The sequence below is a fragment of the Nocardioides malaquae genome (assembly GCF_015070385.1).
GTDB classification, from domain to species: Bacteria; Actinomycetota; Actinomycetes; order Propionibacteriales; family Nocardioidaceae; genus Nocardioides; species Nocardioides malaquae.
This window is the reverse complement of sequence record NZ_JADCSA010000017.1, coordinates 16,705-29,460: the sequence shown is the minus strand read 5'-3', so window position 1 is coordinate 29,460 and position 12,756 is coordinate 16,705. Positions and strand designations below refer to the sequence as shown.

Here is a 12,756-nt window from a genome sequence, read left to right as displayed (position 1 = left end):
AGGCTAGCCAGCGGCGCGACCGAAGCGGGCGGCCACCTCGCCCACCGCCTCGGCCAGCTCGGGTGGCGACTCGACGGTGAACTCCGCGCCCACCTCACCCAGCACCATCAGCGGCCAGCCGAGGGAGTCGACCTCCATCTCCAGCAGGCAGCCGCCGTCCCTGGCCGACGGTGTGACCTCACCCCAGCGACCCACGACGGCGCGCACCCGCTCTGGCTCGGCGGCGACGCGCACGCGTACGTGGTGACGGACCAGCGAGCGGTGGATGCCGTTCTGGACGAAGCCGACGGCGTCGCCACCGGGCAGCTCACGCGGCCGGAACCGCTGGCCGGTCGGCTCCGGGGCGCTGACCCGGTCGACGCGAAAGGTCCGCCAGTCCTGGCGGTCGCGGTCGTAGGCCACGAGGTACCACCGGCGCCCGAGCGCGACGAGGCGGTGCGGCTCGACCCAGCGGCGGGTGGGCTCGGCGTCGCGGGCGGCGTAGTCGAAGCGCACCGGCTCGTGGTCACGACACGCCTGGGCGAGCGTGCCCAGCACCCCCGCGTCGAGCACCGGCACCCCGGCCCACGGCGCGGGGGTGTCGGTCTGGCTGCCCACTGCCTCCATCTGTCGCCGCAGCCGTGGCGGCATCAGGCCGACCACCTTGGTCAGCGCCTGCAGCGCCCAGTCGGTCCCCCCGCCCACGCTGACCGACGTGCCGGCGGCGCCGCGCAGCGCAACCGCCACGGCGACCGCCTCCTCGTCCTCGAGCAGCAACGGCGCCATCGACCCGCCGGCCCGCAGCTGGTAGCCGCCGGCCACGCCGCGGGAGGCGTCGACCTGGTAGCCGAGGTCGCGCAGCCGGTCGACGTCACGGCGCAACGTCCGCGGGCTCACCTCGAGCCGCTCCGCGAGCTCACCGCCGGGCCAGTAGCGGTGCGTCTGCAGGAGGGAGAGAAGCCGGAGCATGCGGTCGCTGGTTCCCATGTCCCCAGATTAGATGTGATTGAGGACAGGAATTGGCCGCAATGCTCCCTAGCGTCGAAGCCATGACTCCTACGACACCGCACTCCCGGACAGACCGGGCCGCGATCCGCACCCGCGGCCTCACGAAGCGCTACACCTCCCACGGCGCCGTCGTGCACGCCGTCGACGGCCTCGACCTCGAGGTCGGCCAGGGCGAGCTCGTCGCCTTCCTCGGCCCCAACGGCGCCGGCAAGACCACCACCCTGCGGATGCTGACGACGCTCATCCCGCCCACCGCCGGATCGGCCACCGTCGCCGGCTTCGACGTCGTGGCCGAGCAACGGCAGGTGCGCCGCTCCATCGGCTACGTCGGCCAGGGCAACGGCGCTGGCCACCAGCAGCTCGGGCGCGACGAGCTCATCAGCCAGGGACGGGCGTACGGCCTGGGTCGCCGCCGCGCGCACGAGCGGGCCGACGAGCTCATCGCCGACCTCGACCTCACCGCCGTGGCCCGACGCAAGGTCTCCAGCCTCTCCGGCGGGCAGCGCCGCCGCCTCGACATCGCCATGGGGCTCGTGCACCTGCCCCGGATCCTCTTCCTCGACGAGCCGTCGACCGGCCTCGACCCGCAGAACCGCGCCAACCTCCAGGGGCTCGTCGAGCGGCTGCACGCCGAGACCGGCTCGACCGTCGTGCTCACGACCCACTACCTGGAGGAAGCCGACGCGCTGGCCGAACGGGTGGTCGTCATCGACCGGGGCCGGGTCATCGCCGACGACACGGCCTCCCGGCTCAAGGGCGGGCTCGGCGACCACGTCGTGCTGACCTTCACCGACGCCGACGCGGCCACCCAGGCAGCGCCCCGGGTCGCCACGGCCGGCGAGGACGCAGAGCTCACCCAGGACGGTGCGGTGCTGCGGCTGCTGGCCCGGGGGGCCCACACCGAGGTGCCCGGCCTGCTGGTCGACCTGGACCGGCAGCGGCTGGCCGCTCGGAGCGTCGAGGTCACCCGGCCCACGCTCGACGACGTCTTCCTGCAGATCACCGGCCGGTCGCTGCGGGAGGCCAACGAAGAGACTCCCGACGGGACCGACGGCCCCGGCACCCACGAGACGACGAAGGACGGGGTGGCGGCATGAGCGCCCTGACGAGCAGCACCCCGAGCACCCGCGCCGGGGACGGACGTACGACCGACCGCACGGCCCCAGCCGGCTCCCTGCTGCACGACACCTGGATCGTCATGCTGCGCGAGCTCAAGCCCGTGTGGCGCGAACCGATGTCGGTGCTCTTCGCGATGGTGCAGCCGCTGGTCTTCCTGGCGCTCTTCGCACCGCTCCTGCCCGAGATGGCCGGCGGGGCGTCGGCGCTGCAGTGGTTCGTGCCCGGCATCGTCGCGATGACCTGCCTGATGGGCGCCAGCTTCACCGGCGCCAACCTCATGGAGGAGATGCAGACCGGATCCCACGAACGGCAGCTGGTCTCCCCCGTCAGCCGCCCCGCGCTGCTGGTCGGGAGAGCACTGAAGGAGGTCGTGCCGATGCTGATGCAGACCGCGATCATCCTCGTCGTGGTGACGCCGTTCAGCTTCGACCTCCACCTCGGCGGCGTGCTGGTGGCGGTGCTGGTGCTGGCGCTCTTCAGCATCGGGATCGGCGCGCTCTCGTTTGCCCTGGCGCTCGCCGCGAAGGGTCAGGACTGGATGTTCTGGACGGTCCAGCAGACCTTCCTCTTCCCGGTGCTGCTGCTGGCCGGGGTGCTGCTGCCCGTGGACGCGGGCCCGCGGTGGCTGCAGGTGGCCTCCGACCTCAACCCGTTGACCTACGTCGTCGACGCGGTCCGGGCCCTCTTCGCCGGCACCTTCCCGGTCGACACCGTGGCCGCCGGATTCGCGGCCGCCGGGCTGGTGGCGCTGCTGGGCACCTGGGTCGGGGTGCGGTCGATGCGCCGGGCCGACTGAGCCCGGACCGCGCCTCCGGGCCTGTGCGGCAGGTGGGTGTCACCTCGTGGCACCCACCTGCCGCACAGACGCCTTCACCCGAGCGGGCGGCCGGGCCACAAGGTCAGGAGGCTGCGTGGATCTCGACGTCGAGCGCGAGGTCGGCGCGCGAGGTCTCGCCCACCGGGGTGATCGCGACGACGAAGCCGGTCGCGTGGTCGAGCACCACGTCGTACGCCTCGGGGTAGGTCGCCGTCGGCGTCCAGGCTGCTGGGTCGTCGGGGTCCCCGTACTCGTCGCGGTCACTGACCTCGCACCACAGCAACGGGCAGCAGCCACACCGCGGGCCGTACTCCTGGTTCGGCACGCAGCGCGCCGCCCACGCCGGGCGACCGTGGTGGGTCACCTCCCGCACGTCGGAGACGTCGACTCCGCTGCCGAGCTCGCGGGGGTCGAGCATCGCCACCCAGTGGTAGTTCTCGTACATCGGGTCGTCGCGCTCGGCGTGGTCACCCTCGGGCCCGGTCCACTCCTCGTCGTCCGGACGCAGCTGCACCAGTCCGTCCGGTCGGGTGACCGGGGTGATGTCACGGATCCACACGGCTGGTGCGGGCTGACCGAACTCGTTGTTGTCGACCCACCGCCGGGTGCCGCGTTCGTCGCGCGTGGTCAGCCGGCCCGGCCGCTCCAGCCACGCCTCGACAGGGGGTGACCCGACGCCGCGGCGGGTGAAGTGCGCGGTGGTGCAGCGCCAGGGCGCGGAACGGGCGAGGGCGCGGAAGTCGTCGGCGGTCGGCACGCGGCCATTCTGCAACCACCACGTCGGAAGATCGACCAGATTTCAGGCCGACGAGGGCCGATGGGCGCGAACGTCCGACGTGGTGGCGATGCTCCGCCCTCGGTCACCCTTGTCGTGCCGCCCACTCGGCGACCCGGGCCGCGCTCTCCTCCTCCGAGAGGTCCTCGACGCGGCTCATCAGCGACCACCGCACCCCGAACGGGTCGCGGATCGACGCGAAGCGGTCGCCCGAGACGAAGGTGGTCAGCGTCTCACGCACGGTCGCCCCCGCGGCCTCGGCGCGGGCCAGGGTCGCGTCGACGTCAGCGCAGTAGAGCCCGAGCGAGTAGCAGTCGGAGTCGCCGGCCGGGGGCGGCACAAGACCGTAGTCAGGGTTCGGCTCCCCGAGCTGGAGGTGCCCGTGGCCGAGGTCGAGGTCAGCGTGGACGACCACACCGCCCATCTCGGTGACGTCGACGACGCGCGCGCCGAGGACGTCGCGGTAGAACTCGATGGCCCGAGCGGCGTCGGGCACCGCGATGAAGGGGGTCAGGCTCGTGAAGCCGCGCGGGATGCCGTTGGTGGTGTGGGTGCCGGTGACGCCCTGCGAGGATGCGGTCTGTTCGGTCATGTTTCGACCGTAGGGCCGTCGGCCCTCGACGGGCTTGAACATTTGCGACAGCTCACCGACCGGAGGACGACGTGGACACACCGGGTGATCTGGGAGACCGGGCCGGCCCCTCCCTGGACGACTCCCGCGGCATCCTCCGACCGGCCCGACTGCCGACCTTCCACCGCGTCGCGGCGCCCGACGACCTGGCCGACCGGGTGCGGTGGTTCTGGATCCCGCGGTGGCACATCGCCCCGGGCCGCTCGTCGCGCCAGCACGTGCTGCCCTTCCCTGCCTGCAATTTGGTGGTCGACCGCGACGGGGTCACGCTCTCCGGTCCGACGACGGGCGCCTCCCACCGCGACCTCACCAGCACTGGCTGGGCCGTCGGCGCCCTGCTGCGGCCTGCCGGGGTCGCCGCGCTCCACCCGGCTCCACACGAGGTCCGGGACCTCGAGACGCCGTTCAAGGCGCCGCAGCTGCACGCCGCCGTCCTGGCAGCGATGGCGACGGACGACGAGGCCGAGGGGGACGCGCAGGCCGCCGCTGCGTATGCGGCGTGGACCCGGACCCGAGTCGCCGCTCCTGACGAGCAGGGGTTGCTGGCCAACCGGATGGAGGACCTCGTGGCCTCAGACCCCGAGGTCGTACGCGTCGAGCAGGTCGCCGAGCACCTCGCGCTCTCCGTGCGGGCGGTGCAGCGGTTGGCACACCGCTACGTCGGCGTCCCGCCGCTCGCGATCATCCGCCGCTACCGCCTCCAGGAGGCGGCGAGGCGGCTCCGCGAGGATCCTTCATTGCCGGTCGCCCGGGTGGCCGCAGAGCTGGGGTACGCCGACCACGCCCACCTGACCCGCGACTTCCGGCAGGTGCTCGGGATGGCGCCGCAGGCCTACCGTCGCAGCGACTGAGAGGCCGTCCCCCAGCGACCTCAGCCCAGCGACCTCAGCCCAGCGCCGCCGGCAGCGTGGCCGACCAGGCCGACTTCACCTCGGCGACCGGCACCTCGAACTGGCCCTCGACGACCAGCGCATCGCCACCGGTGGTCCCGAGCTCGGTGACCGGTACGCCGTGCTGCGCGGCCAGCGCGTCGAAACGCTCGCGCTGCTCGGGCGTCACGGTGACGAGGACGCGGGCGGTCGACTCGGAGTAGAGCGCCACGAAGGGGTCGGCGTGCACATCCGCCAGGGAGACGGTCGCGCCGATGCCGTGGCGGAAGGACGCCTCGGCCAGGGCGATGGCGAGACCGCCGTCGGAGAGGTCGTGGGCGCTGGTGACGACCTGGTGGGTCGCAGCCTCGGCCAGCAGCTCACCGAGCGCCTTCTCCGCGGCGAGGTCGACCTTCGGCGGCAGACCGCCGAGGTGACCGTGCACCACGTGGGCCCACTCGGAGCCGGAGAGCTCCTCGCGGGTCTCGCCGAGCAGCAGCACCTGCTCGCCGGCCGCGTTGAAGTGGCTGCGGGTGCGCTTGGCGACGTCCTGGATGACACCGAGCACGGCGACGACCGGGGTGGGCAGGATGGCGGTCTCGCCGGTCTGGTTGTAGAGCGAGACGTTGCCGCCGGTGACCGGGATGCCGAGCTCGAGGCAGGCGTCCTTGAGGCCGCGGCAGGCCTCGGCGAACTGCCACATCACGCCGGTGTCCTCGGGCGAGCCGAAGTTGAGGCAGTCGGAGATCGCGAGCGGCACGGCGCCGCCGGTGGCGACGTTGCGGTAGGACTCGGCCAGCGCCAGCTGCGCACCCGTGTAGGGGTCGAGCTTGGCGTAACGACCGTTGCAGTCGGTGGAGAGCGAGACGCCGAGGCCGGTCTCGTCGTCGACGCGGATCATGCCGGAGTCCTCGGGCTGGGCCGAGACGGTGTTGCCGCGCACGTAGCGGTCGTACTGGTCGGTGATCCACGACTTGTCGCAGAGGTTGGGGCTGGCGACCAGGGTGAGCAGCGTCTGCTTCAGCTCCTCCCCCGACGCGGGTCGCGCGAGCGCCTCGGCGCCGTCGGCCTGCAGGGAGTCCTGCCAGTCGGGGCGGGCGTACGGACGCTGATAGACGGGGCCGTCGTGGGCGACCGAGCGCGGCGGGACGTCGACGACGCGCTCCCCGTGCCAGTCGATCTCGAGGCGGCCGGTGTCGGTGACCTCGCCGATGTCGGTGGCCTCGACGTCCCACTTGCGGCAGATCGCCATGAACTCGTCGAGGCGCTCGGGCTCGACGATGGCCATCATCCGCTCCTGCGACTCGCTCATGAGGATCTCCTCGGGAGCGAGCGTGGAGTCACGCAGCGGCACCAGGTCGAGCTCGACGTGCATGCCGCCGTCACCGGCCGACGCCAGCTCGGAGGTGGCGCAGCTCAGGCCCGCACCGCCGAGGTCCTGGATGCCGGAGACCACGCCGGCGGCGAAGAGCTCGAGGGTGCACTCGATGAGCAGCTTCTCCATGAAGGGGTCGCCGACCTGGACGCTGGGGCGCTTGGCGGGGCCACCCTCGTCGAAGGTCTCGGAGGCGAGCACGGAGACGCCGCCGATGCCGTCGCCGCCGGTGCGGGCGCCGTAGAGCACGACCCGGTTGCCGGTGCCGGTGGCGTTGGCGAGGTGGAGGTCCTCGTGGCGAAGCACGCCGATGGCGCCGGCGTTGACCAGAGGGTTGCCGAGGTAGGTCTTGTCGAAGACGGCCTCGCCACCGATGTTGGGCAGGCCGAGGCAGTTGCCGTAGCCACCGACGCCGGCCACGATGCCGGGCAGCACGCGGTGGGTGTCGGGCTCCTCCAACGGGCCGAAGCGCAGCGGGTCGACGACCGCGACGGGGCGCGCACCCATGGCGAGGATGTCGCGCACGATGCCGCCGATGCCGGTCGCGGCGCCCTGGTAGGGCTCGACGAACGACGGGTGGTTGTGCGACTCGACCTTGAAGGTGACCGCGTAGCCCTGGCCGATGTCGATGACGCCCGCGTTCTCACCGATGCCGGCGAGCATCTTGCCCGCAGGCGTCTCCTGCGGGATCTCACCGAACTGCTTGAGGTGCACCTTGGTGGACTTGTAGGAGCAGTGCTCGCTCCACATCACCGAGTACATCGCCAGCTCGGAGCTGGTGGGGCGGCGCCCGAGGATCTCGCGGATGCGGGCGTACTCGTCGTCCTTCAGGCCCAGGTCAGCCCAGGGCTGCTCCCGGTCGGGGTCCTGGCCGGCGACGGCGACGGTGTCGAGCTGACTGGGGGTGCGGGGAGTCTCGGCCACGGGGCCAATCTACCGTTCGACGGCGGGCGCCCCGGGGGCGGTCGTACGCGACGGACAGGGTCTGGCCGGCGCCGTGAACTACACCTCTGTTCTTCCCCGCGAAGCCTGTTACTCGTGTGACCAGTGAGGTTATGGTCGTCGCACTTCCCCCGTTCCACCCGGAGTTCTCCATGCGTCTTCAGCGTCCCGCACGCACCCTCGTACGCCGTCTCACCGCCGCCGCCGGCACCCTCGCCCTCAGCGCCGCGTTGCTGACCACCACGGGCTCAGGCGCCTCACCGGAGGCGTTGAGCGACACGGTGGCCCTGGCCGCCGCGACTGCACAGGCGAAGACGGTGAAGGCGAAGCAGCGCTCGGGCACCAACCCGGTCACCCCCGGCAACTTCACCGGCTTCGGGTTCGACCAGTGCGTGGCGCCCACCCAGAAGGCCATGGACGCCTGGCTCAACCACTCCCCCTACCTCGCGGTGGGCATCTACATCTCCGGTGACTCGCGCGCCTGCCGCGTGCAGCCGAACCTCACCCCCACCTGGATCTCCACCCAGCTGGCCAAGGGGTGGCGCCTGCTGCCGATCGCGCTCGGCCCGCAGGCCTCCTGCCTGGGTCGTTTCCCGCGCTACGACGACGACTTCAAGATCAGCCCCAGGCCCGGCAAGAAGGGTCGCTACCCCAAGGCCCGCGCCCAGGGCCGCGCCGAGGCCGAGAAGAACTCCGCCGACGCCGCCGCGCTGGGCCTCGCGAAGGGCTCGACCATCTGGTACGACCTCGAGGCCTTCGACATGGGCAACAAGCACTGCCGCGAGTCGGCGCTCGCCTTCGTCTCGGCGTGGACCAACAAGATCCAGCAGCTCGGCTGGGCGTCCGGCATGTACTCCAGCGCCAGCTCGGGCATCAAGATGCTCGACGACGCCCGAGTCAACCGCCCCGGCAAGTTCCACCTGCCGACCTACATCTGGCTGGCCCGCTGGGACGGCAAGGCCAACACCTCCTCGTCCTACATCCGCGAGGACGGATGGCGTCCGGGGCGCCGGATGAAGCAGTACTTCGGGGGTCACCACGAGACCCACGGCAAGGTCACCATCAACATCGACAGCAACTACCTCGACCTCGGCGCGACCGCGCGCAGCAGCGACGCGCGCTGCGGCGGGGTCCAGATGAGCTTCAAGAAGTATCCGACGATCACCACCAGCCACCGACCCCGCAAGCGCATGCGCGCCCTGCAGTGCCTGCTGCAGGAGCAGGGGTTCTGGGAGGGCAAGCTGCACGGGAAGTACGGCCCCCGGGTGCGCAACGCCGTCGCCACCTGGCAGACCAGCCGGGGACTGCCCGCCTCGACGACCGTCGACCCGTCGCAATGGATGCGCCTGCTCGCCGTCGGGGAGCAGCCCACCCTCAAGATGGGGTCGTCGGGCGCGGCCGTCCACCGGCTCCAGCAGACGCTGATCGCCGCGGGCCTGCGCACCACCCGCTCGACCGGCGTCTTCGACAGCGAGACCCGCGCCCAGGTCCGCGCCTACCAGAAGCCGCGCAAGATGCGCGCCCACGGCGTCGCCAACCCGCCCACGTGGCGGGCGCTCTCGGCGGGGAACCGCTGAACGAGTAGGGTCCACTCGCCCCACCTCCGACCCTTCGAGGCGCCATGAACACCGACCACCTCGAGATCGCGGCGATCGTGCCGTGCCATGACGAGGAGCTCACCGTCGGCACGGTGGTGCGAGACCTGCGCGAGGCGTTGCCACAGGCGACGATCTACGTCTACGACAACAACTCGACCGACCACACCGCGAAGGTCGCCGCCGAGGCGGGCGCGGTGGTGCGCTTCGAGAGTCGCAAGGGCAAGGGCAACGTCGTGCGCCGCGCCTTCTCCGACATCGAGGCCGACGTCTACCTGATGATCGACGGCGACGACACCTACGACGCCAGCGCGGCGCCGATGTTGGTCGAGACGCTGCTGAGCGGCCCCTACGACCACGTGCTGGGATGCAGGGTCGAGACCCAGGACACCAGCAGCTATCGGCCCGGTCACGCCTGGGGAAACGCAATGTTCAACCGGGTCACCAGCGTCGCCTTCGGCGAACCGGTCACCGACATGCTCTCGGGCTATCGGGCCTTCTCACGCCGCTACGTGAAGTCGTTCCCCGCGAACTCCGAGGAGTTCGAGATCGAGACCGAGCTGACGATCCACGCCGCCAGCCTGCGGGTGCCGCAGACCGAGGTGCCGGTCGGCTTCAAGGACCGCCCCGAGGGGTCGGAGTCCAAGTTGAGCACCTTCCGCGACGGCTTCAAGATCCTCGGCCTGCTGGGCCACCTCCTGCTGCACGAGCGCCCGAGCCTCGTATTCAGCCTCGCCAGCGCGCTCACCCTCCTGCTCGGGCTCGGCCTGGGGCTTCCGGTCGTCGTCGATTTTGCGCAGACCGGCGAGGTCGACCGTTTCCCGACCGCGATCCTGGCCTCGTCGCTGGTCGTGATCAGCGTGCTGCTGGCCGCGATCGGCATGGTGCTCAACGGGGTGTTGCGCGGACGTCAGGAGATGCGGCGGCTGGCCTACCTGCAGCTGCCTGCCCTGCCCCAGTCATGAAGGTCGGGTCGCGCAGCGTCGACCGCTACGTGCTCGTCGGCCTCTTCAACACCGCGCTCGACCTGGCGCTCTTCACGGCCCTGGCCGTCGGCGTGGGCCTCGCGGCCGTGCTCTCCAACGCGATCTCCACGGTGGTGGTGATGACGGTCAGCTTCTTCGTCAACCGCGCGTGGGTCTTCCAGTCGCAGTCGTCGGGGGTCGGGGTCTACCTGCGCTTCGCCGGGGTCACCCTCTTCACCGGTCTGCTGGTGCAGTCGGGGGTGATCCTGGCGGTGCTGTTCCTTGCCGAGGTGGTCGTGCCCGCGCTCTCCACCGACCTGGTCACCCCGGCGGCCAAGGTCGTGGCCATGGGCACCGGGATGGTGGTCAACTTCCTGGGCTACCGCTGGCTGTTCTCCACAGGCGAGCGCTCCGGCTGACGATCGTCGATCGCCATCAGCGCGATGACCACGGCCAGGCCGTAGGTGAATCCCAGCGCGTAGCGCCCGCCCGCAGCCAGCGGTGACATCGCAACGATGCCCACCTGCAGCGCGAAGGGCATGGCCCAGAGCCAGGCAAACCGACGCCGCACCACGATCGCTGCCGCGCAGAGGAGCACCACGGCCACCGTCCGCAGCGAGTGGGAGAGCAGCGGGCGGCATCCCTCGACCTTGAAGCAGGCGTACGCCGCGTCCCGCAGCGCCGGACGGGTCAGGCTGTTGATCTCGACGGGCGCGACCGGGTGCTCCCCCACGACGCGCTCGTAGTCGCCCGACCAGGGCGGGTAGAAGTGGGTGCCCTCGTCGAGGGGGTCGAGGTAGCGGTAGCTCTTGGCGACGAGCGCGTCGACGAAGGTGTCGGGGTGCTCCGCGCCCGCGCGCAACCAGATGCCGGTGAAGGCCTCCCAGTCCTCCGGCTGCACGGTCTTGTAGCGGTAGCTCGCGGTCTTGCGCGAGAACGGTCCCGACGACTTCACCGGGTCGGAGACGTCCTCGTCGTAGGCCGCGGCCATCGCCTCGAGGTCGAAGATCCGGCCCAGGGCCTCGCGGTCGTCGGCCGAGAGCGCGTCTGGGTGCTCCCGCAGGATCAGCGAGAGCTGCTGCAGCTGCACGCCCTTGGTCTCGATCGGATCCGAGGGGATGAGCAGCCCCAACGCCCCTGCGGTCGTGACGGTGCCGTGCACCAGGAGCGCGGGCACGGCCATCACCACCAGCGGGACGAACCGGCCGCGACGCAGCCCGAGCATGACCAGCGCCTGGGCCACCAGAAGGATCCAGCCGAACAGCACCGAGACGGCGAGCCCGGTCGAGACCAGCGCCGTCTCCACCCACCAGCGCCGACCCACCGGTGCGGGCGCGTGGACGAACTGCGCCATCAGGGCGAGCCACCAGACCAGCAGCGCCGCGAAGAGGTGGTTCTTCGAGTGCGACATGCCCCAGAGGCCGATCAGCGGCGAGCCGGCCACGATCCCCACGACGACGGCGCGGACCTTCCAACTCGGCACCAGTCGGCCCAGGATCGAGAACGCGCGACCGAAGGCGACCAGCGTCAGGAGCAGCGACAGGGTGCTGATGAGGAAGATCCCCGGCATCAGGCTGTCGAAGAGCAGGATGCTCAGCTTCGAGATGCCGCCGTAGTAGAGCATCAGGAAGAAGTTGTGGTGGTTCGACCAGATCCGCTCACTGTCGGGCAGCAGGTAGTGCGACGTCGGATAGGCCTCGAACGGCGCGATCACCCCACCGACGAAGTCGGAACGCTGGAGCAGGAACTCGCCGATCGTCCTGGCGAAGTCGGGGTTGGGCTGGCCGGGCCACGACAGCAGGATCCACGGCGACCACGCGACGGCGAGCGCCACCGCGCCGTGCCACCACCGGGCGAAGATCCACGTGGTCAGCCGCTCCAGCCGTTGGGTCCGCGGGCCCCGCGGCGGGGTCGAGTCCACGCCGTGTCGCCAGCGCTCCAGCCCGCGGCACAGGGCGCGGAACCCCAGGGCGTACGCGAGGAGGCAGAGCACCCAGAAGAGCAGCGAGACGACCGGGTGGTCGGCGACGACGGCGGTGAGCAGGAAGTAGGGCGCGTCGTCGGGCGCGAGGAGGCGGGAGACCAGGCCGATGGCGGTCGCGGTGGCCACGACCACCACCGCGAACCACCCCGCCACGGTCGCCACGACGGCGTGGAGGGCGTTCAGGCGAGCGGGCACGGGCGGGAGCCTAGAGGAACCGGGCGCAGCACCTCAGTGGTCGCCACCGGGCGGACCGAGGAGCAGCAGCACGGTGAAGACGACCACGAGCAGCACCGCGGCCACCACGATGCCCAGGCCCGGACGGCGCACCGGGAACGCGGTGACCCGCTCGAGCGCGCCCTGCGGCTCCTCGGAGCGCAGCCGCCACGCGTCGGTCACCAGTCCGTGCTTCTCGATCGACATCTCGAAGGGGATCGTCACGAAGGGCGGCACCGCGCTGAGCAGACCGACGATCCAGCGGCCCACTCGCCAGCGCTGGTCGACGGCCACCAGCGTCGTCACCAGGCAGTAGGCCAGGAAGGCGAAGCCGTGGATCGGTCCGGCCACGGCGATGCCGATGTCGGTCGTCTTCGTGACGTACTTGAGGAACATCCCCGTGAGCAGCATCGTCCACGTGACGACCTCGAGGAACGCGACGGCGCGGTAGAGCTTGCGGGGACTGCCGAGAAGGGCCTTCATC

Annotated in this window: 12 protein-coding genes; 6 read left to right on the top strand and 6 right to left on the bottom strand. The window is 71.3% G+C overall.

What is annotated here, in order from left to right; all coding sequences use genetic code 11:
* Positions 1–3: 3 nt before the first annotated feature.
* Positions 4–966: a helix-turn-helix transcriptional regulator gene (locus tag IEQ44_RS14500; protein ID WP_227487533.1), complete on the bottom strand. Its 963-nt coding sequence runs from the start codon at positions 964–966 to the stop codon at positions 4–6.
* Positions 967–1,028: 62 nt separating this feature from the next.
* Here IEQ44_RS14500 and IEQ44_RS14495 point away from each other — a divergent pair, with 62 nt between their 5' ends.
* On the top strand, positions 1,029–2,084 hold the full coding sequence (locus tag IEQ44_RS14495; RefSeq protein WP_193639187.1) for an ATP-binding cassette domain-containing protein: 1,056 nt from the start codon (positions 1,029–1,031) through the stop codon (positions 2,082–2,084).
* Positions 2,081–2,902: an ABC transporter permease gene (locus tag IEQ44_RS14490; protein WP_193639186.1), complete on the top strand. Its 822-nt coding sequence runs from the start codon at positions 2,081–2,083 to the stop codon at positions 2,900–2,902. Before IEQ44_RS14495 ends, IEQ44_RS14490 begins: the two co-directional genes overlap by 4 nt.
* 103 nt (positions 2,903–3,005) lie before the next feature.
* On the opposite strand, the gene IEQ44_RS14485 is transcribed toward IEQ44_RS14490, so the two are convergent.
* Both IEQ44_RS14485 and IEQ44_RS14480 read right to left on the bottom strand, forming a co-directional pair.
* Positions 3,006–3,680, bottom strand: coding sequence for a hypothetical protein (locus IEQ44_RS14485; RefSeq protein ID WP_193639185.1), 675 nt, complete (start codon positions 3,678–3,680; stop codon positions 3,006–3,008).
* Positions 3,681–3,783: 103 nt separating this feature from the next.
* The gene (locus IEQ44_RS14480) at positions 3,784–4,290 is read right to left on the bottom strand and encodes a VOC family protein (RefSeq protein ID WP_193639184.1); all 507 of its coding nucleotides are present in this window, start codon (positions 4,288–4,290) and stop codon (positions 3,784–3,786) included.
* 71 nt (positions 4,291–4,361) lie between these two features.
* On the opposite strand from IEQ44_RS14480, the gene IEQ44_RS17995 reads away from it, so the two are divergent.
* Positions 4,362–5,180: a helix-turn-helix transcriptional regulator gene (locus IEQ44_RS17995; protein ID WP_319804693.1), complete on the top strand. Its 819-nt coding sequence runs from the start codon at positions 4,362–4,364 to the stop codon at positions 5,178–5,180.
* A gap of 34 nt (positions 5,181–5,214) precedes the next feature.
* On the opposite strand, the gene purL is transcribed toward IEQ44_RS17995, so the two are convergent.
* The gene (gene purL / locus IEQ44_RS14470) at positions 5,215–7,497 is read right to left on the bottom strand and encodes a phosphoribosylformylglycinamidine synthase subunit PurL (RefSeq protein ID WP_193639183.1); all 2,283 of its coding nucleotides are present in this window, start codon (positions 7,495–7,497) and stop codon (positions 5,215–5,217) included.
* 116 nt (positions 7,498–7,613) lie between these two features.
* Here purL and IEQ44_RS14465 point away from each other — a divergent pair, with 116 nt between their 5' ends.
* The 3 genes from IEQ44_RS14465 to IEQ44_RS14455 are packed head-to-tail and all read left to right on the top strand — an operon-like array spanning position 7,614 to position 10,494.
* Positions 7,614–9,092 carry a glycoside hydrolase domain-containing protein gene (locus tag IEQ44_RS14465; RefSeq protein ID WP_193639182.1) on the top strand — a complete coding sequence of 493 codons (1,479 nt, stop codon included), beginning with the start codon at positions 7,614–7,616 and terminating at the stop codon, positions 9,090–9,092.
* A gap of 44 nt (positions 9,093–9,136) precedes the next feature.
* The gene (locus IEQ44_RS14460) at positions 9,137–10,075 is read left to right on the top strand and encodes a glycosyltransferase (protein ID WP_193639181.1); all 939 of its coding nucleotides are present in this window, start codon (positions 9,137–9,139) and stop codon (positions 10,073–10,075) included.
* Complete coding sequence (locus IEQ44_RS14455) at positions 10,072–10,494, top strand: GtrA family protein (protein WP_193639180.1); 423 nt, start codon at positions 10,072–10,074, stop codon at positions 10,492–10,494. Before IEQ44_RS14460 ends, IEQ44_RS14455 begins: the two co-directional genes overlap by 4 nt.
* Here the strand turns inward: IEQ44_RS14455 and IEQ44_RS14450 are convergent.
* Positions 10,455–12,254 carry a DUF6020 family protein gene (locus tag IEQ44_RS14450; RefSeq protein WP_193639179.1) on the bottom strand — a complete coding sequence of 600 codons (1,800 nt, stop codon included), beginning with the start codon at positions 12,252–12,254 and terminating at the stop codon, positions 10,455–10,457. The two genes, IEQ44_RS14455 and IEQ44_RS14450, sit on opposite strands and share 40 nt — an antisense overlap.
* Before the next feature lie 33 nt (positions 12,255–12,287).
* Positions 12,288–12,755, bottom strand: a complete 468-nt coding sequence (locus IEQ44_RS14445) for a DUF3817 domain-containing protein (protein WP_193639178.1) — start codon at positions 12,753–12,755, stop codon at positions 12,288–12,290.
* Position 12,756 lies beyond the last annotated feature (1 nt).

Coding starts and splice junctions, on each gene's coding strand:
- IEQ44_RS14500 (WP_227487533.1), bottom strand. CDS start 966: ATGGGAACCAGCGACCGCATGCTCCGGCTTCTCTCCCTCCTGCAGACG.
- IEQ44_RS14495 (WP_193639187.1), top strand. CDS start 1,029: ATGACTCCTACGACACCGCACTCCCGGACAGACCGGGCCGCGATCCGC.
- IEQ44_RS14490 (WP_193639186.1), top strand. CDS start 2,081: ATGAGCGCCCTGACGAGCAGCACCCCGAGCACCCGCGCCGGGGACGGA.
- IEQ44_RS14480 (WP_193639184.1), bottom strand. CDS start 4,290: ATGACCGAACAGACCGCATCCTCGCAGGGCGTCACCGGCACCCACACC.
- IEQ44_RS14460 (WP_193639181.1), top strand. CDS start 9,137: ATGAACACCGACCACCTCGAGATCGCGGCGATCGTGCCGTGCCATGAC.
- IEQ44_RS14455 (WP_193639180.1), top strand. CDS start 10,072: ATGAAGGTCGGGTCGCGCAGCGTCGACCGCTACGTGCTCGTCGGCCTC.
- IEQ44_RS14445 (WP_193639178.1), bottom strand. CDS start 12,755: ATGAAGGCCCTTCTCGGCAGTCCCCGCAAGCTCTACCGCGCCGTCGCG.